The organism is Streptosporangium heterodermiicola (genome assembly GCF_051390675.1).
GTDB lineage: Bacteria > Actinomycetota > Actinomycetes > Streptosporangiales > Streptosporangiaceae > Streptosporangium.
The window spans coordinates 421,832-439,937 of the sequence record NZ_JBPJSR010000001.1 but is presented as its reverse complement, the minus strand read 5'-3'; the positions used below and the strand labels follow the sequence as shown (position 1 = coordinate 439,937).

The 18,106-nt window shown below is 71.9% G+C and carries 11 protein-coding genes; 8 read left to right on the top strand and 3 right to left on the bottom strand.

What is annotated here, in order from left to right:
• Nucleotides 1–255 precede the first annotated feature (255 nt).
• From pyk to ACSC1Q_RS01690, 5 genes are all read left to right on the top strand, one after another.
• Nucleotides 256–1,686 carry a pyruvate kinase gene (pyk, locus tag ACSC1Q_RS01710; protein ID WP_436756841.1) on the top strand — a complete coding sequence of 477 codons (1,431 nt, stop codon included), beginning with the start codon at nt 256–258 and terminating at the stop codon, nt 1,684–1,686.
• Between the two features lie 331 nt (nt 1,687–2,017).
• Complete coding sequence (locus ACSC1Q_RS01705) at nt 2,018–2,305, top strand: acyl carrier protein (protein ID WP_436756840.1); 288 nt, start codon at nt 2,018–2,020, stop codon at nt 2,303–2,305.
• The gene (locus tag ACSC1Q_RS01700) at nt 2,302–7,143 is read left to right on the top strand and encodes a non-ribosomal peptide synthetase (protein WP_436756839.1); all 4,842 of its coding nucleotides are present in this window, start codon (nt 2,302–2,304) and stop codon (nt 7,141–7,143) included. Before ACSC1Q_RS01705 ends, ACSC1Q_RS01700 begins: the two co-directional genes overlap by 4 nt.
• A 181-nt stretch (nt 7,144–7,324) precedes the next feature.
• Nucleotides 7,325–8,104 (top strand): thioesterase II family protein, encoded by a 780-nt coding sequence (locus tag ACSC1Q_RS01695; protein ID WP_436756838.1) that lies wholly within the window; start codon nt 7,325–7,327, stop codon nt 8,102–8,104.
• Entirely contained in the window at nt 8,083–9,120 is a 1,038-nt protein-coding gene (locus ACSC1Q_RS01690) for an LLM class F420-dependent oxidoreductase (protein ID WP_436756837.1), read from the top strand. The genes ACSC1Q_RS01695 and ACSC1Q_RS01690 overlap by 22 nt, the downstream gene beginning before the upstream one ends.
• A gap of 58 nt (nt 9,121–9,178) precedes the next feature.
• On the opposite strand, the gene ACSC1Q_RS01685 is transcribed toward ACSC1Q_RS01690, so the two are convergent.
• Together ACSC1Q_RS01685 and ACSC1Q_RS01680 are read right to left on the bottom strand one after the other, a co-directional pair.
• Entirely contained in the window at nt 9,179–9,376 is a 198-nt protein-coding gene (locus tag ACSC1Q_RS01685; RefSeq protein ID WP_436756836.1) for a DUF397 domain-containing protein, read from the bottom strand.
• A gap of 177 nt (nt 9,377–9,553) precedes the next feature.
• Nucleotides 9,554–11,677, bottom strand: coding sequence for an alpha-L-fucosidase (locus ACSC1Q_RS01680; protein ID WP_436756835.1), 2,124 nt, complete (start codon nt 11,675–11,677; stop codon nt 9,554–9,556).
• A 689-nt stretch (nt 11,678–12,366) separates the two neighbouring features.
• On the opposite strand from ACSC1Q_RS01680, the gene ACSC1Q_RS01675 reads away from it, so the two are divergent.
• Nucleotides 12,367–16,764, top strand: coding sequence for a bifunctional nitrate reductase/sulfite reductase flavoprotein subunit alpha (locus ACSC1Q_RS01675; RefSeq protein WP_436756834.1), 4,398 nt, complete (start codon nt 12,367–12,369; stop codon nt 16,762–16,764).
• 71 nt (nt 16,765–16,835) lie between these two features.
• Here ACSC1Q_RS01675 and ACSC1Q_RS01670 read toward each other — a convergent pair whose 3' ends face one another.
• Nucleotides 16,836–17,132 carry an SDR family NAD(P)-dependent oxidoreductase gene (locus tag ACSC1Q_RS01670; RefSeq protein WP_436757231.1) on the bottom strand — a complete coding sequence of 99 codons (297 nt, stop codon included), beginning with the start codon at nt 17,130–17,132 and terminating at the stop codon, nt 16,836–16,838.
• Between ACSC1Q_RS01670 and ACSC1Q_RS01665 the strand changes: the two genes are divergently transcribed.
• Together ACSC1Q_RS01665 and ACSC1Q_RS01660 are read left to right on the top strand one after the other, a co-directional pair.
• Nucleotides 17,131–17,730 (top strand): TetR/AcrR family transcriptional regulator, encoded by a 600-nt coding sequence (locus tag ACSC1Q_RS01665; RefSeq protein WP_436757230.1) that lies wholly within the window; start codon nt 17,131–17,133, stop codon nt 17,728–17,730. The two genes, ACSC1Q_RS01670 and ACSC1Q_RS01665, sit on opposite strands and share 2 nt — an antisense overlap.
• A complete protein-coding gene (locus ACSC1Q_RS01660) occupies nt 17,727–18,104 on the top strand; it encodes a VOC family protein (protein WP_436756833.1) in 378 nt (125 codons plus the stop codon). Before ACSC1Q_RS01665 ends, ACSC1Q_RS01660 begins: the two co-directional genes overlap by 4 nt.
• The last annotated feature ends 2 nt before the right edge of the window (nt 18,105–18,106 follow it).

Here is an 18,106-nt window from a genome sequence, read left to right as displayed (position 1 = left end):
CCCACCCGCCGGGATCTCGATACCGAGATCCCGGCGGGTGGGATTCCGGCCGGTGGGATTCCGGCGCCCCGAAGGTTCCCCGAAGTTCACCGGCGCGAGTGTCGTGTCGTTTTGCGACATGTGGTCTCAAAGTCTGAGATAAAGGGCGATTCGCAACCTCACGTTCATCCGGGGTAGCTTTGTGTCACCGATTTTTTCATCGGCGCTCTGACCAACGTCACGACCAAGTGGTCTGTACCAATTAGGGTGGGATCCGTGACTCGTCGCGCGAAAATCGTCTGCACTCTCGGCCCTGCCACCTCCTCTCCCGAACGCCTCCGCGAGCTGATCGCGGCCGGGATGGACGTGGCCCGTTTCAACCTCAGCCATGGCAGCCACGAGCTGCACAAGGAGGTTTACGACAGGGTGAGGGAGGCCGCCGCCGAGCTCGGGCGTGGCGTGGGTCTGCTGGCCGACCTCCAGGGTCCCAAGATCCGGGTCGGCAAATTCGGTGAGGGCCCCGTCCGCCTCGGCTTCGGTGACGTCTTCACGATCACCACTGAGGAGGTCCCCGGCGACCGTGACCAGGTCTCCACGTCCTACCTGGGGCTTCCCAAGGACGTCAACCCCGGTGACAACATCCTGGTCGACGACGGCCGCGTCCGGCTGGAGGTGACCCGGGTCGACGGCCAGCGCGTCACCACCCGCGTGATCATCGGTGGCATGATCTCCGACAACAAGGGCCTCAACCTGCCCGGCGTCAACGTCAGCGCCCCCGTCCTGACCGACAAGGACGAGACGGACCTGCGCTGGGCCCTGCGCACCGGCTTCGACCTGGTCGCCCTCTCCTTCGTCAGGCGTCCCTCCGACGCCGACGTGGTGCGCAACATCATGGAGCAGGAGGGCATCCGCCTCCCGCTGCTCGCCAAGATCGAGAAGCCGCAGGCCGTGGAGCGGCTCCCGGAGATCATCGAGGCCTTCGACGGCATCATGGTCGCCCGCGGTGACCTCGGGGTCGAGCTGCCGCTGGAGGAGGTGCCCATCGTGCAGAAGCGCGCCATCGAGCTCTGCCGCGAGAAGGCCCGCCCGGTCATCGTCGCCACCCAGATGCTGGAGTCGATGATCACCGCCCCGCGTCCCACCCGCGCCGAGGCCTCCGACGTCGCCTACGCCGTCATGGACGGCGCCGACGCGGTCATGCTCTCCGGCGAGACCTCGGTCGGCAACTACCCCATCGAGGTCGTCGAGACGATGAGCCGCATCGCCACGACCGCCGAGAAGAGCTCCCTGCAGGCCACGCACAGCCTCGACCGGCTGCCGGAGACCACCGGCGGCGCCATCGCCCGCGCCGCGGCCGAGGTGGGCGCCATCGTCGGCGCCAAGGCGCTGGTGGCGTTCACCATGTCGGGTGAGACGGCCCGCCGCCTGGCCCGCTACCGCTCGCCGATCCCGCTGCTGGCGTTCACCTCCGCCAGCCACGTCCGCAACCAGCTCGCGCTGACCTGGGGCGTGGAGACCTTCGAGGTGCCGTTCGTCCACCACACCGACGACATGGTCCGTCAGGTGGAGGCCTCGCTGCTCGCCAACTCCCGCCTGGAGAAGGGCGACAAGGTCGTCATCGTCGCCGGTTCGCCTCCCGGCACCGCGGGTTCCACCAACGCCCTGCGCGTGCACACCATCGGCGCGGCGGTCTCCAACCCCGGCTGATCCGCGCCATCGCGTACGGCCACCGCTTCAGCGGTGGCCGTTCGCGTTTCCGGGGTCTCCCACCCGGCCGAACATTCAAAAATGCCGAAAAATACGCTCTTGTCGTGTCCGAATAGGTGTCAGAGGATCGGTGCATGGCATGCCCGGATGGGGCCTGCCTGGTAAATCGGACAAACTCAACGAAAGGCGCCGGATGATCCAGGGCAGTCGGCCGGTGGGAGCGGAGCGGCGACGCGAGGAGGCCGAGGGGCGACCTTCCGGCCAAACGGGCACACCGGGCACACCGGGCACACCGGGGCAGCGCGTGTCGGCCGCCGACACGGTCGCGGAGATGATCGAGGCCCGTCTGGGCCGGGCGGTCGATCCCGACGAGAACTTCTTCGAGGCCGGGCTCAACTCGATGGCACTGGTCGAGCTGCACGCGGACATCACGGGGGTGCTCGGCATCGACATCCCGGTCACCTCGATGTTCACCCGGCCGAACGTGCGGGCGCTCAGCCGCCTCGTCGAGGGCGCGCGGGAACCCGTCAGGACCGAACCCGCGCGCCTGCGTCCCGTCGGGGGCAGCCGCAGGGACGTGCGCGCCCGCATCCGCCGGGACGGCGGGGCTCCTCGGTGACGAACACCGCGTCGATCGCCGTGATCGGCATGGGCACCCGTGTCCCGCTCTCTCCCGGTGCCGTCCCGACGGAGATCGTCGAGGGCGCGCTGGAGAACGCCGGGCACGACCCCGCGCGCCCACCGAACGTGTTCGCCGTCCACGACTCGGCCGAGACCGCCTGCGCGGAGCTCGCCCTGGGTCTCTGTGACCTCGCGGTCACCGTCTCGGGATCGAGCCTCGGCACCGTCGCGGAACGGGGCACCGCGATCGCGCTCAGGCGCCTGGACGACGCCCTCCTCGACGGCGACCTCGTGCGCGCCGTGATCGAGGTGGTGGTCGAATCCCAGCCCGGGGCCGTTCCCGCCCGCGTCGTCTCCACCAGGACCGTTCCCGCCCGTACCGGACCCGCCCGCAGCGGGCCCGGTGGCCGTCAGCCCGGAAGCGGCTCGAACGCGCGCCCGCGGGACCCGTTGGAAGTGAAGGAGGGCTTCCCGCCGGTCCACCTCCCTGCGGACTCCCGGCCCCGCGTCGTCGCCTGGTCGGGACGCACGGCGGAGGAGGCCGACGCCGTACGGAGAAGCCTGGCGGGGTTCTTCGCCACCCTCGGCGCCGACCGGTTCGCCGACGTCGTGGCCGTCCTGCAGCGGGGCCGCACCCCGCATCCCGTACGGGGCGCGGTCGTGGCCGCCACCCCCGCGGAGGCGTCCGCCGCCCTCGCCGCGACTCCGGCGGCCTCATCCGGCGAAGCGGCGTCCGGGCGCGAGCCGCTTTCCGGCGGTGCGGCCGGGACGGGCGTGCGGTTCGTCTTCCCCGCCGGAGGCGCCGGACGGCTGGGAGCCTCGTTGTACGGGGTGGAACGACTGTTCAGCGAGGCGATGGACGTCTGCCTGGAGGGTTTCGAACGGCACGGCGTCGATCTCTACGACGCCTGGCTCGCCGGGGAGCGCGACGACGACCCGGTGACGTTCGCGGTGACCTACTCCCTGGCGGCGACCCTGACCGGCTGGGGTGTCACCCCCCTGGGCTGCACGGGGGAGGGGGTCGGCGAGCTCACCGCCGCCGCCTTCTCGGGAACGCTGGCGCTGGACGAGGCGATCGCCCTGGTGGCCGCCTCCGTCGCGGTGCCCGCCCAGGCACCCGAGCGGGTGGCCGGGCAGGCGCCGGAACCGGTGGCGGACGACGCGATGGCGGTTCCCGCACCGGTGCCGGACGACCTCGTGGTGCCCGAATCGGTGCCGGACGATCTGGCGGTCTCCGAGCCGGTGCCGGGCGACATCACGGTGCCCGAGCCGGTGCATGAAACGTTCCACGAACCGGAACGCCTCCGCGAGGCGGTCCCGGGGCGGGGAACCGGACCGGGGAGCGGCGGCGCGGAAGACCCGCCGTCCCTCCTGATCGGGACGGCTGGAGCGCACGCGGGCGAGAGGACGATCGGCTGCGGGGACGATCGGCGCGGTCTGCTCGCGGCGCTCGCCCGGCTGTGGACGCTCGGCCGCCCGGTGGACTGGGTCGCCCTCGACCCCGACCACCCCCTGCAGCGCCTCCCCGTCCCGGGGGGACACGTTCCCTTTCCCGGCCTCCCCCGATCGTCTTCCGCGCCGCAGGAACGGGAGCGGGAGAGGGAGAGCGCGTCGCGGGTCCCGGAGGGACTGCCCGAGCCCGCCGAGCCGCTCCGCAGGCCCGGGGCCGTCCCGTACTCGTTCTGGGTGCTGGAGCAGCTCGCCGGGTCGAGCGGGGTGTCCAACCTGGCGGTGGCGTTCAGGACCCGCGAGCCACTGCGCAGGCTCCCGCTGCAGATCGCGGTGAACCGCCTGCTCAAGCGGCATCCGGCCCTGCGCCTGCGGTTCCCCGTGGTGGACGGCACGCCCGTGCGGCACCTCACCGCCCCCAAGGACGCGCAGATCAAGCTGGTGAACTGGGCGACCACCGAGGAGACGCTCGTCGCCGACCTCCAGGGGTTCCTGGACGAGCCGTTCGACCTGGGCCGCGACCTGCTCTTCCGGGCCGGGCACCTCACGCTGCCCGACGGCGGCGGGAGCGTGGTCTGCCTGGTGGCCCACCACATCGTCATCGACGCCACCTCGATGCAGTTCCTCGTCGAGGAGCTGGGCGGCTTCTACGACGCGCAGACGAGCCAGGAGCCGCTTCCCGCCGCGCTCTCCGGCACCGCGCCCATGCTGGAGCCGGGGGAGGCGTCGCGGGAGTCGCTGGACTACTGGCTCGACCGGCTCGCGGACGTCGACCCGGCCGCGATGGTGCTCCCCGGCAGCAGGCCGTCGCCCGCCCGGCCCACCTTCGCCGGGCACACCTGCTCCTGGGAGGTGGACGCGGACACGCGGCGGGCGCTCGACACGCTGCGGACCGGCCTGCGCACCACCGACAACATCGTGCTCGCCGCCGCGTTCATGCTCACCCTTCGCGCCCACGGCGCCGGGCCCGAGCTGGTGGCCGCGATGCCGGTCACCACCAGGACGGCCGCGATGCGCGGACACGTCGGCTACGGCGTCAGCACCCTGCCGATGCGGGTGCGCGCCGACCCGGACGAGGGGTTCGCCGCCCTGGTCAGGCGGGTCGAGGACGTCTTCTTCGAGGGGGTCGAGCACGCGGACGCCTCGGTGGAGGCGGTGCTGGTCGAACGCGGGCACGGCACCGGGGACTGGAGGGTGCCGCTGTTCCGGCACATGTTCAACTACCGGCCGTGGACCGACGACCAGGTCAGCATCCTGGGCTCCGTACCCGAGTACGTCGAGGACCTGTTCGACCGCAGCCGCCTGGACCTGCAGTGCATCGCGGTGCAGGAGCCCGGCAGGCTCACGCTCAGGGTCTGGCACAGCACGGAGGTCCACGACGAGGCCGAGATCGCCGCGTTCGTCGCGCGGATGACCGCGCTGCTGCGGCGGGCCGCCGAGGACGCGCGGCGCCCGCAGCGGGAGCTGGACTCCCTCTCCACGGCCGACCGGGAGCTGCTCGACGGGCTCAACGACACCGCGCGGACCTGGGAGGGCCCGGCCACGCTGCTGGAACGGATCGCCGCCCGCGCCGGGGGCGTCCAGGAGCCCGGCAGCGGCACGGCGATTCGCGACGGTGGCTCGGAGGCCGTCGGTGAGGTTCGCGACGGTGGCTCGGAGGCCGTCGGCGAGGCTCGCGACAGGACGGCGATCCGGGACGGCGACCGGGAGGTCACCTACGGCGAGCTGCTCGCCTGGGCGGCCGTCGTCAGGGACACCCTCGCCTCGCACGGCGCGGGCCCCGGCGACATCGTGGCGCTCGGCCTGAGCCGTTCGGCGGAGATGGTCGCCGCCGTGCTCGGCGTCTGGGCGGCCGGGGCCGCCTACCTGCCGCTGGACCCGCGCCAGCCCGAGCTGCGCCTCTCCTACCAGGTGGAGGACTGCGGGGCACGCCTGGTCGTCGCCGGCTCCGAGGCTCCCTGGGCGGGGGAGGTCCCCGTACTCCCCATGCCGCAGGCCCCCGGAGCAGGTGAAGCGGACCGCGACGGCGTGCCCGCGCACCGGCTGGATCCGGCCGAGGTCGCCACGGCGGTCTCCGGGGACTCGATCGCCTACGTGATCTACACCTCGGGGTCCACCGGGAGGCCCAAGGGGGTGGCCGTCACCCACGGCAACCTGGCCAACCTCGTCCTCGACTTCGCCGACCGGCTCGGCGCGGGCGCGGACGACGCGGTGCTGTGGTCCACCACGACCTCCTTCGACATCTCGGCACTGGAGCTGATGCTCCCGCTCACCGTCGGCGGCACCCTGGTCGTCGCCTCCGACGACGACCAGCTCCAGCCGCGCAGGTTCCTGGAACTCATCGCGGCGCGGGACGTACGCGTCGTGCAGGCCACCCCGACGGCCTGGCGGCTCATCGCCCCCGAGGCGCGCGACGAGCTGGCCGGGCGCGTCGTGCTCTGCGGCGGGGAGCCGATGCCGGCCGCGCTCGCCACGGACCTGCTGGGCCTGGGCTGCCGGTTGTTCAACGTCTACGGGCCGACCGAGACGACCATCTGGTCCACCGCCGCCGAGATCCTCGGCCCTCCGGCCGACCCGGTGCCGATCGGGGTGCCGCTCGCCAACACCCGGATCTTCGTCAGGGACGCCGACGGGCGCGAGGCCCCGCCGGGCGTGCCCGGGGAGCTGTGCGTGGCGGGCGACGGGGTGAGCGCCGGGTACGTCAACCGGCCTGAGCTGACCGCCGAGCGGTTCGGCGAGCACCCCCGCCACGGGCGCTTCTACCGGACCGGGGACATGGCCAGGCTCAGGCACGACGCGGCCCTGGAACTGCTGGGCCGCGACGACCGCCAGATCAAGCTGCGCGGCCACCGCATCGAGCTGGGCGAGATCGAGGCGGTGCTGCACCACCACGACGCCGTCAAGGTCGTGGCCGTCATCGTCCACGACGACCGGCTGGTGGCGTTCGTACAGCCCACGGACCTGCCCGACGGTGAGACCGGGGCCGCGCTGCGCGAGGAGCTGTGGCGGTACGCGGGGACGCGGCTGCCGGACTACGCGGTCCCCTCGGGGATCGTCCTGGCGGACGAGTTCCCGACGACCGCCAACGGCAAGATCGACTATCGGGGGCTGACCGTACCCGAGGACGACTCCTCGCCCGCCTCCCGTGCCCCGGCGAGCTCGGAACTCGCCGAGGGGGTGCTGCGGCTCTGGCGGGAGGCGCTGCGCCGCCCGGGGCTCGGCGAGCACGACAACTTCTTCCTCAACGGGGGACATTCGGTGCTCGCCGTACGGCTGATCGCCCCGCTGGAGGAGCTCGCGGGCCGGGCGATCAACGTCCGCGCGGTCTTCGACCACCCCACCCCGGCCGAACTGGCCGCGTTCATCCAGGAAGGGGCGGGCTCTTGACCTCCTCCCCGAGGCCGGGACCCGCCGCGCGGCTCCCGGCCTTCCCTCCGAGATCGGAAGCCGTCTCCGTCGGCGCCGTACGGTCCCCGGTCTCATCCCCGAGGCCGGGCCCGGGATCCCGGGCCCGCGTACCGGGTCACCCGGAGCCCACCCCCGACGTCTCCACCCTGGAAGGACCCAGATGACCGCGCCGTGGTTCGTGCCGGTGGGGGAGCGGCCGGGGGGCCGGATCCGCCTGTACACCTTCCCCAACGCGGGCAGCGGCCCCGCCTCGCTCACCGACCTGGCCGAGCGGTTCCCCGACGAGGTCGACGTGTGGTCGGTGAACCTCCCCGGCCGCCAGGCAAGGCTGGCCGAACCGCCGGTCGAGGACCTCGACGCGCTCGTCGACGACCTGGCCCGCGACCTGCTGGCGAACGCCCGCGAGCCGTACGCGCTGTTCGGCTACTGCAGCGGCGCGCTCCTCGCCTACCTGGTCTGCCGCCGCCTGACCGAACTCGCCCCGGCCTCCGGACCGGACAGGTCCGGGGAGCGGTGGCCGGAACGGCTGCTCGTGGGGTCCTTCGCCGCGCCGGACGTGACGCTCCTGCTGCGCAGGCTGCCGTCCCTGCCGTCGTGGCTGTTCTGGGACCAGCTGATCGAGCTGGGCGGCGTACCGGCGGAGGTGGCCGAGCGCGAGGTGCTCAGGCCGATCCTCGAACCCGCCCTCCGCGCCGACTTCGGGATGCTCGCCCGATACCGGCACCGGCAGGGGCCGCCGCTGCCCGTGCCCGTCACGGTCCTGTACGGCAGCCGCGACGGCTCCATGTCGCGCGGCGGGCTGCTCGGCTGGCGCAGGCAGAGCGTCTCACGGCCGTCGATGCGCGAGCTCGACGCCTCACACTGGCTGGCCGAGGAGACCCCCGACCTGCTCGCCACCGTCATCGCAGAGGAGATCGGATGCGTCTCGGTTACAGCATGAGCTACTGGGGCGGCGCCGGGCTCGGTCCCGCCGACCACCTCACCCTGGTCCGCGAGGCCGAGCGGCTGGGCTACGAGTCGGTGTGGGCCGCCGAGACGTACGGCACCGACCCGGCGAGCCTGATGGCGTGGATCGCGGGCCAGACCGAGCGGATCGCGCTGGGCACCGGCGTGCTGCAGATGTCGGGCCGCAAGCCCGTGGTGGCGGCGATGACGGCCGCCACCATCGACCAGGTCTCCGGTGGCCGGGCCCGGCTGGGCGTGGGCGTGTCGGGGCCGCAGGTCGTGGAGGGCTGGCACGGGGAACGCTTCGACCGGCCGGTGGCCCGCGCCCGCGACTACCTGTCGGTGCTGCGGCTCGCCCTGGCCGGGCGCCCGGTGAGCTACTCGGGCCGGACCATGACGCTGCCGCTCCCCGGCGGGCAGGGCAAGGAACTGTCCCTGGGCGTCTCCCCTGTCCAGAAGCACCTCCCCGTCTATCTCGGCGCGATGGGCCCGGAGACGACCGCGCTCGCGGGGGAGCTGGCCGACGGCTGGCTCGCGATCCACTTCCCGCCCGAGCACCTGGCCGAGCGCACGGCCCACCTGCGCGCGGGCGCGGCGCGGGCCGGCCGCAGCCTGGACGGCTTCGACGTCGCCCCGATGATCCTCACCCTCGTCGACGACGACGAGGAACTGGCCTACGACATGATGCGGCCCATGCTCGCCCTCTATCTGGGCGGCATGGGCTCGCGCCGTACCAACTTCTACAACCGCCTGGCCCGCTCCCTGGGCTTCGAGAAGGAGGCGGAGGCGATCCAGGAGGCGTTCCTGGGCGGGCGCCAGGGCGAGGCGATGTCGCTGCTCCCCGACGGCCTGGTCGACGCGATGACGATGTGCGGGCCACCCGGCAAACTCCGCGAACGCGTCGCCGCCTACCGCGAGGCGGGCGCGACCTCCCTCGTCGTCGGCCTGGTCACCCCGACCCTCAGACTCCGCCTGGAACAACTGGAACTGGTCGCGGACCTGGTGAACTGATCTTGCTGGGATCGTGTGGCCTGTGGTCCGTACGATCCCAGCGGATCACTCCGGAGAATCACGCGTCGTCCTTCAGCCGCGTGACGAAGGCCGACCGGGTGTCGCGGGTGAAGACGAGTTCGGGGCCGCGGGGGTTCTTGGAGTCGCGGACGGCCACGACGTCGCCCAGGTCCGCGACCTCCACGCAGTCGCCGTTGCCTCCGCTGAGCGAACTCTTGCGCCACGCGGCGTTGGTCAGGTCTACCGGGTCGGACATCGCGCGCCCCTTCGGCCGGACACTCACGCCAGGTTGTTCGGCGCGGGCTTCAGCGTAGTCGCGGTGTCGGCTGGGCTGAGGGCGCCGCCCCAAGGAGGGCCAGCCGGTTGTGGGAGAGCGTCGCGTCCGGGAGCCGTGGGAGCCGGCGGGGGAGGACCCCGCCGGCCGCCCGGGTTGTTAGGGGATGACGTCGAAACGGTCGACGAGCATGTAGGTGCCCGATCGTTTGACGCCGCGCAGGGTGTGTGTCCCCTGCGACAGGCCGCGGACGCTGTGGATGACCTGTTGGGTCAGACGGGTGCTGTTGGTGGTGGCTACGGTGGCCCGGAGGACGTTGTCGAGGTAGATGTCCACCAGGCCCTGGTCGGAGTTGCGTTCGGACAGGTAGTCGATTCCGGTGCCGTTGAAGGTGAAGGTGAACGACGCGCCGTTGGTGGTCGTGTACCGCACGTCGTCGTTGTAGTCACCGAAACCCCGGCCGCCGCTGGTCGACCAGCCGGTGCTGTAGGTGGCCGCGTCGTCGTCGAACCGCTGGACCGTGCTCACGGTGGGGTACAGCTGCGAGCGCGGCACGATCTGGGCCGGGGTGCTGGGGCTGGCCCAGGCGAGCTTCATGAACCCCTCGCTGCCGCGTTCGGTGTGTTCCAGGCGGATGTCGTGGCGGCGGCCGGCGACGAGGGTCACGCTGCCCTGGTCGACGGCCGCCGTGTGCGGGGTGGCGTTGTCGATGACGAGTTGCCCGTCGATCCACAGCCGCGCGGTGTCGTCGGAGGCGGTGGTGAAGGTGTAGCGCTCGGAGTATCGCGGCTCGATCGATCCGGTCCAGCGGCCGGAGAAGTTGTCGACGCCGATCGACGGCGCCGGGGAGCCGCCGAAACGCCAGGCGTAGTTGACGGTGGAATCGGTGCGGGTGACCGCCGGTGTGCCGGTGAACGTGGCGTTGTTCCAGAACTCCGCCTTGAGCCCGGTGCCGGTGCCCACGGCGGTCGGCGCGGGGGTGGTGATGTCGGCCTCGATGACGGTGGCGATGGCGTTGGTGGTGCCGCCGCTGGGCAGGAAGTCGTAGCCGTCCCCGGCGGCCCGTACGGTCACGGGTGACGTGCTGCCGAGCACTCGCGCGCCGGTGACCGTGAACGGCGAGCGCCGGCTGAGGTGCAGGGTGCCGGCCCAGGAGTTGACGATCAGGTAGAGCTTGCCGCCCTTACGCGTGACGCGGCCCCAGGCCGGTTGGGTGACCAGGCCCGTGTGGCCCGCGCCGGTGATGGCCGCCCCGTTGGTGGCCATCCACGTCCCGATGCCGCGCAGGCCGTCGGCCTGCCCGGCGGTGACCGCCCCGGTGTCGGTGGGGCCGATGTTGAGCAGCAGGTTGGCGCCGTTGCTCGTCAGGGTCGCCAGGTCGCGCACCATCGTGGTCGGTGACTTGAAGTTGGTGTCCCAGGCCGCGTACCCCCAGGTGTTGTTGATCGTGATGCAGGACTCCTGCAACTGGATCGACGGCGGGGAACCGGCGAGCGCCTGCTCGGGGGTGCCGAAGTCGCCGTCGACGGCGCGGCGCTTGCCCACCCGGTTGTTGATGACGACCTGCGGCGAGATGCCACGGACGAACCGCTCCAGATCCTCGCCGTCCTGGGCCGACCACGGGTTGGTGGGGTTGGTCTCGGCCCATTCGCCGTCGAACCACAGCACGGCGGGGTCGTAGCCGGTCACCAGCTCCCTGAGCTGCGCCTTCATCTTGGTGACGTAGGCCGGGAAGTCGCCGACGAAGTCCGGGTCGTGCCAGTCCCAGATCGAGTAGTAGAAGCCGAGCTTGATGCCGTTGGCGGTCGCGGCGGTCTTGAGCTCGCGCAGGAGGTCGCGGGAGAAGCCGGAATGGTCGCGGATGTTCCACCGGTTGACGGCGGTGGGCCACATGGCGAATCCGTCGTGGTGTTTCGCCGTGATGACGATGTACTTCTGTCCGGCCTGCTTGGCCAGCTGCACGATGGCGTTGGCGTCGAACGAGGTGGGGTTGAAGGCGGCGGCCTTCGCCTCGTACTCGCCCCACGGGATGTTGCACTGCCGCTTGATCCACTCGACCTCGCGGCACGCGTTGTACTGGCCCTTGTACATGGCGTACGTACCGAAGTGGATGAACATGCCGAAGCGTGCTTCGTCGAACCAGCGGGTGCGCGTCGAGGTCAGCGCGTCATCGGGGACGTAGTTGTCGCCCGGCCCGGCGGACGCCGGTGCCGACGGCGCGACGACCGTCGCCGTTAACGCGATCAGCAGGGAGAGTGCCGCTCGTACGAGTGTTGATCGCATGAGGTCCTTTCCTGTGGGGGATGCGGTCGGCTCGCCGCCGCGCGCACGCCGTTACGGGCCGCGGCGAACCGGATGGAATGTCCGGGCACCTCCAGGCCGCCCGGGACGTTTCGACGAGATTTCCTAAAATTAATAATCGATTGATCCCGCGAAACATCCGATCTGTCAAGGGTGTGGTCAAGGCCGCTTGAGATGCGTGCAGATATTCACCCCCGGCTGCTTGGGGTCTGACCCGGAATCGGCCGTTATCGCGTCTTCGATGGCCCACTGCGCTGCGGATACACATCGGATGTCTTGTGGATCGTTCCTTCTTTGGGCTTTCTCGTCGCAGCCCGCGCGGGAGCGGTCACCCGTCCGGGGGACACCCGCCGCGACGGGATCTCCGCCGGCACCGGGCTCGCCGGGCGAGGCCCGGTACCGGGTGAGCCGCCGTCGGCGGGGAGAGGATGTTCGCCCACCTGCTCCGATGGAGAGCGCGACCCGCTCCTGAGCCGGGATCCTCCGGACGTGGCCGGGGGAGATCGGCGGTGATGGGGATGTAACAGCCGGGCGCGGACGTCTGTGACGTCTGCGAAACGCCTGTTTCTTATGTTTCCGTCGTTGGATCCGCCCGATGCGGCTTCGGCGTCCCCGCTGTTCGGCTGTTCGGCGGTGGGTGTCACGGGCCCCTGCTCAGGGAGAAGGGACCTATGGCGGCGGCAGAGAGAGTGAAGACGGTCTGCTCGTACTGCGGCGTCGGCTGCGGGATCGTGCTGGAGGTGGACGGGCGGCGCCGGGTGGTCAAGGCCTCGGGCGACAGGAGTCACCCGGCCAACGCCGGTCGGCTGTGCACCAAGGGGGCCACCACCGCGGACATGCTCGCCGCCCCCGGACGCCTGGAGAGCGGGCTGGTCAGGCGGGACCGGGGCGCCGAGCCCGCGCCGGCGAGCGTGGACGCGGCGATCACCGAGACCGCCCGGCGGCTGCGGCGGATCCTCGACGAGCACGGGCCGGACGCGCTGTCGTTCTACGTGTCCGGCCAGATGACGCTGGAGGCGCAGTACCTGGCCAACAAGCTCGCCAAGGGCTTCGTCGGCACCAACCAGATCGAGTCGAACTCCCGGCTGTGCATGGCCAGCGCGGGCAGCGGCTACAAGCTGTCGCTGGGGTCGGACGGCCCGCCCGGCTCGTACGAGGACTTCGACCACGCCGACCTGTTCTTCGTGATCGGCGCGAACATGGCCGACTGCCACCCGATCCTGTTCCTGCGGATGATGGAACGGGTCAGGGCGGGGGCCAGGCTCATCGTGGTCGATCCCCGCCGTACCGCCACCGCCGACAAGGCCGACCTGTTCCTTCAGGTCAGGCCGGGCACCGACCTCGCCCTGCTCAACGGGCTGCTGCACCTGCTGGTCGAGGACGGCCACGTCGACCACGAGTTCGTCGAGCGGCACACCGACGGCTGGGAGGCGATGCCGGACTTCCTGCGGGACTACCCTCCCGAGACGGTCGCCGCGATCACCGGCGTCCCCGAGGACGACCTGCGCCGGGCGGCCGAGTGGATCGGCGCGGCGGGGGAGTGGATGAGCTGCTGGACGATGGGGCTCAACCAGAGCACGCACGGCACCTGGAACACCAACGCGCTGTGCAACCTGCACCTGGCCACCGGCGCGATCTGCCGTCCCGGCAGCGGCCCGTTCTCCCTGACCGGCCAGCCCAACGCCATGGGCGGGCGCGAGATGGGCTACATGGGACCGGGCCTGCCGGGCCAGCGTTCGGTACTGGTGGAGGAGGACCGTCTCTTCACCGAGGAGCTGTGGAACCTGCCGCCCGGCACCCTGCGCACCGAGGTCGGCCGGGGGACCGTCGAGATGTTCTCGCGCATGGCCGAGGGCGAGATCAAGGCGTGCTGGATCATCTGCACCAACCCGGTCGCCAGCGTCGCCAACCGCAGGACCGTCATCGCGGGCCTGGAGGCCGCCGAGTTCGTCGTCACCCAGGACGTCTTCGCCGCCACCGAGACCAACGCCTACGCCGACGTGGTACTGCCCGCGGCCATGTGGGCCGAGACCGAGGGCGTGATGGTCAACTCCGAGCGGAACCTCACCCTGCTCAGGCAGGCCGTGGAACCACCGGGACAGGCCCTGCCCGACTGGCTGATCATCGCCCGCGTCGCCCGCGAGATGGGCTTCGAGGACGCCTTCTCGTACGACAGCGCGGAGGAGGTGTTCGAGGAGATCAAGCGGACGTGGAATCCCAGGACCGGCTACGACCTGCGGGGCGTCACCTACGAGCGGCTGCGCGAGACGCCCGTCCAGTGGCCGAGCCCGCCGGGCGGCGGCGAGCGCAACCCCGTCCGCTACCTCAACGACGGCACCAGCCAGGAGACGCTCACCCGGCCCGACGGCAGCCGCCCGCGCCTCGCCTTCGCCACCGCGAGCGGCCGGGCCGCCTTCCTCCCCCGCCCGCACCTGCCCCCCGCCGAACTGCCCGACGACACCTACCCCTTCGTCCTCAACACCGGCAGGCTGCAGCACCAGTGGCACACCCTGACCAAGACGGGAAGGGTCGCCAAGCTCAACAAGCTCAACCCCGGGCCCTTCGTCGAGATCCACCCGGACGACGCGGCCGGGCACGGGATCGGCGAGGGCGACCCGGTGGAGATCGCCTCCCGGCGCGGCGGGGCCGTGCTGCCCGCCCGCCTGAGCGACCGGGTCATGCCGGGCAACTGCTTCGCGCCGTTCCACTGGAACGACCTGTTCGGCGAGTATCTCAGCGTCAACGCGGTCACCAGCGACGCAGTCGACCCCATCTCCTTCCAGCCCGAGTTCAAGGCGTGCGCGGTCTCCCTCACCAAGGTCGCCCCCCAGGCGGCCCCGGCCTCTCCGATGGCTCCTGAGCAGGCCGGGACGGCCGCGTTCCCCACGGTCCCGGAGGGTGCACTTCCGGAGTACGCGGCCAAGGAGGGGGTGGGAACCGGGTACGCGGGAGACGAGTACGCCGGAACGGCGCCGGAGGCCGCCCGGCCCGCCCGGATCGCCGCGCTGGCCGGACTGCTCGGGGTGGCCGACCTGACGCCGCCGGTGCTCGCCGACCACGAGCGCCGCTACATGGCCGGTTTCCTGTCCGCTCTCGACAGCTCGGCGTCCGCCCTCGACGGGTCGGCATTCGCCTTCGACGGTTCGGTGCCCGTCCCGGACGGTTCGGTGTCCGATCTCTCCGGTACGGTCGTGCCGGTCCTGCCGGAGCACGCGCCCGTCGACCCCGCCCACGCCCTGTGGATCAACGGGGTGCTGGCCGGGATGTTCTCCCGGACCCTCGCGCCGCCACCCCGGCGGGCGACCGGCGATCCGGTGCCGTCGATGTCGTCGGTGCCACCGGTGTCGTCGGTGTCGCCGGTGTCGTCGGTGCGCGACATCGTCGTCCTGTGGGCCTCGCAGACAGGGAACGCCGAGGAGTTCGCCGTCACCAGCGTCGCCCGGCTGACCGGCGCCGGGCGAGCCCCCCGGCTGGTCAGCATGGCCGACTGCGCCCCGGACGGCATCCCCCGTGGCGCGGACCTCCTCGTCATCTCCAGCACCTTCGGCGACGGCGAGGCCCCCGACAACGGTGTCGGATTCTGGGAGGCCCTCGTCGGGTCCGGCGCACCCCGGCTCGACGGCGTGCGCTATGCCGTCCTCGCCTTCGGCGACTCCAGCTACGACGACTTCTGCGGTCACGGGCGACGGCTCGACCAGCGCCTTGAGGAACTGGGCGCCCTGCGCCTGGCACCCCGCGTGGACTGCGAGCCCGATGACCACTCGCGGGCCCTGGACTGGCTTGAGCAACTACTCACCACCCTCGCCGAGCCTTCCCCACCGGACCCGACGGGTTCAGGGCCCGTGTCTTCTCCACCGGACCCGACGCGTTCAGGGCCCGGGTCGGCGCGTGCGGGCTCCGGATCGACACCGGGTCCCGGGGCGACGTCCTCAGGTCCCGAGCCCGAGGCGGGGGCCGGCAGGGCCGCGACGTTCAGTGCCCCGCTGACCGGTAACCGGCTGCTCAGCCTGCCCGGATCGGCCAAGGAGGTGCGGCAGTTCACCTTCGACACCGGCGGCGAGCTGACCTACCAGGCCGGTGACGCGCTCGGGGTGCTGCCGGTCAACGGCGCCGACCTGGTCGCCGAATGGCTGGCCGTGACCGGTCTCGCCCCCGCCGACACCGTCGAGCTCCCCGGTCTCGGCCCCGTCCCGTTCGGCGAGGCCCTGCGAAGCCACCTGGAGATCACCAGGATCACTTCCGGCCTGCTCAGGTTCGTCGCCGACCGTACCCGCGACCGCGATCTCACCCGGTTCCTGCGCTCGGGCAACGGCGGCGAGCTGGCCAAGTGGACCTGGGGCCGCCAGGCCGTCGACGTGGTCGGCGAACTCCCCGTCCGTGCCACGGCCCAGGAGTGGGCGGGCGTCCTCAAGCGCCTGAGGCCGCGCCTGTACTCCATCTCCTCCAGCCCGCTGGCCGACCCCCACCGGGTGCGCCTGACGGTCTCGGTCGTCCGCTTCGACAATCCGCGTGGCACGGCGCGCAGGGGAGTGTGCTCGTCCTTCCTGGCCGACAGCCCCGAACACGCTCCAGTGCCCGTCTTCGTCCAGCGCACCAGGCACTTCCGTCCCCCGGCGGATCCGGCCGCCCCGATGATAATGATCGGCCCGGGTACGGGCGTCGCGCCCTTCCTCGGTTTCCTGGACGAGCGGCGGGCACTCGGTCACCCCGGCCGCAACTGGCTCTTCTTCGGCGAGCAGCGTCGCTCCACCGACTTCTACTACCGCGACGAGCTCGACGCGTCGTACCGTGACGGGCTGCTGACCCGGCTGGACCTCGCCTTCTCCCGTGACCAGCGCGCCAAGGTCTACGTACAGGACCGGATGCGCGAGCAGGGCGGCCGGCTCTGGTCCTGGCTTCAGGACGGCGCCCACCTGTACGTCTGCGGCGACGCCAGCCGGATGGCCAGGGACGTCGACCGGACCCTGCGCGAGATCGCCACCGTCCACGGCGGCCTCGGCGACGACGAGGCCGCCGTCTACGTCAAACACCTGGCCACCAGCAGGCGCTACGTACGCGACGTGTACTGAACCCTCGCCCCCACACCCGGTACGCCGGCCGGGGGAGGGGGCGCGGGGTGCTCACGTTCAGGGGAGAGGGCTCACAGCCCGGAACCGCCCGTCGCGTCGATCACCCGCCCGGTCACCCAGCGCGCGTCGTCCGAGGCGAGGAAGGCCACGATGTCGGCCACGTCCTCCGGCCGCCCGACCCGGCCCAGCGCGGCCAGGGACGCCGCGTGTGCCTCGGCTTCCGGATCGCCGCGCAGCCAGCTCGCGTTGACGTCCGTGTCGATGACGCCGGGGGCCACCGAGTTCGCCGTGATCCCGCGGGAACCCAGTTCCTTGGCGAGGTTGAGGGTGAAGGTGTCCAGGGCGCCCTTGGTGGCGCCGTAGGCGATACGAGGGCGGCCGCGGACGTTCGACCACGCCGCGGCGCTGACGGCCGCGACCCGGCTGTTCTGGGAGCGCGGTTACGAGGCCACGTCCGTCGGCGAGCTGACCGAGGCGATGGGCATCAGGCCCGGCAGCCTGTACGCGGCCTTCGGCGGCAAGAAGTCCCTGTTCAAGGAAGTGGTGCGCGGCTACGGGCGCTCGCCCGTGGGGGCGTTCGTGGGCGTCGCCCTGGAGGAGGAGTCCACGGCCTACGGCGCGTTCGCCCGAATCCTGCGTGAGGCGGCGGTCGTCTATCCCGACCCCTCCCACCCGGCGGGCTGCCTGACGATCAGCGCGGCCACCAACGTCACCGCGCAGGACGCCGAGGTGGAGGTGTTCCTCCGTGACCTGCGCAACGAGAACGTGGCCACCTTCGAGGCCCGCCTGCGGGCGGCGCGACAGGCGGGCGAGCTGCCCGCCGTGGCGGATCCTCGCGCGCTGGCCGCGTACTTCGCCACGGTCATCCAGGGCATGTCGCAGCGCGCCCGCGACGGAGCCACGGCGGCCGAGCTCACCGAAACCGCCGAACTGGCACTGACCGCGTGGCCGGCGGAGGACGTGTGATCGGCAACCTGCAGTGCGTGGTGCTGGACTGTCCCGACGCGCCGGCTCTCGCCCGGTTCTACCGGTCGCTCCTCGGTGGCGAGCTCAACCGGCCCGATCCCCGGTGGGGGCTCAGTGACGTCTGGGCGACCCTGCACACCGGCTCAGGTCTCGTGCTCGCGTTCCAGGGCGTGGCGGAGTATCGGCCGCCACACTGGCCGGACCCGGCGCGCCCGCAGCAGTTCCATCTGGACGTCGAGGTGGCCGACCTCGACCGGGCCCGGCGGCGGGTCCTCCGGCTCGGCGCCACCCTGCTGGACGCCGGAGACGGCGCCCGCGGCTGGCAGATCTACGCCGACCCGGCCGGACACCCCTTCTGCCTGCTCCGCGGCTGACC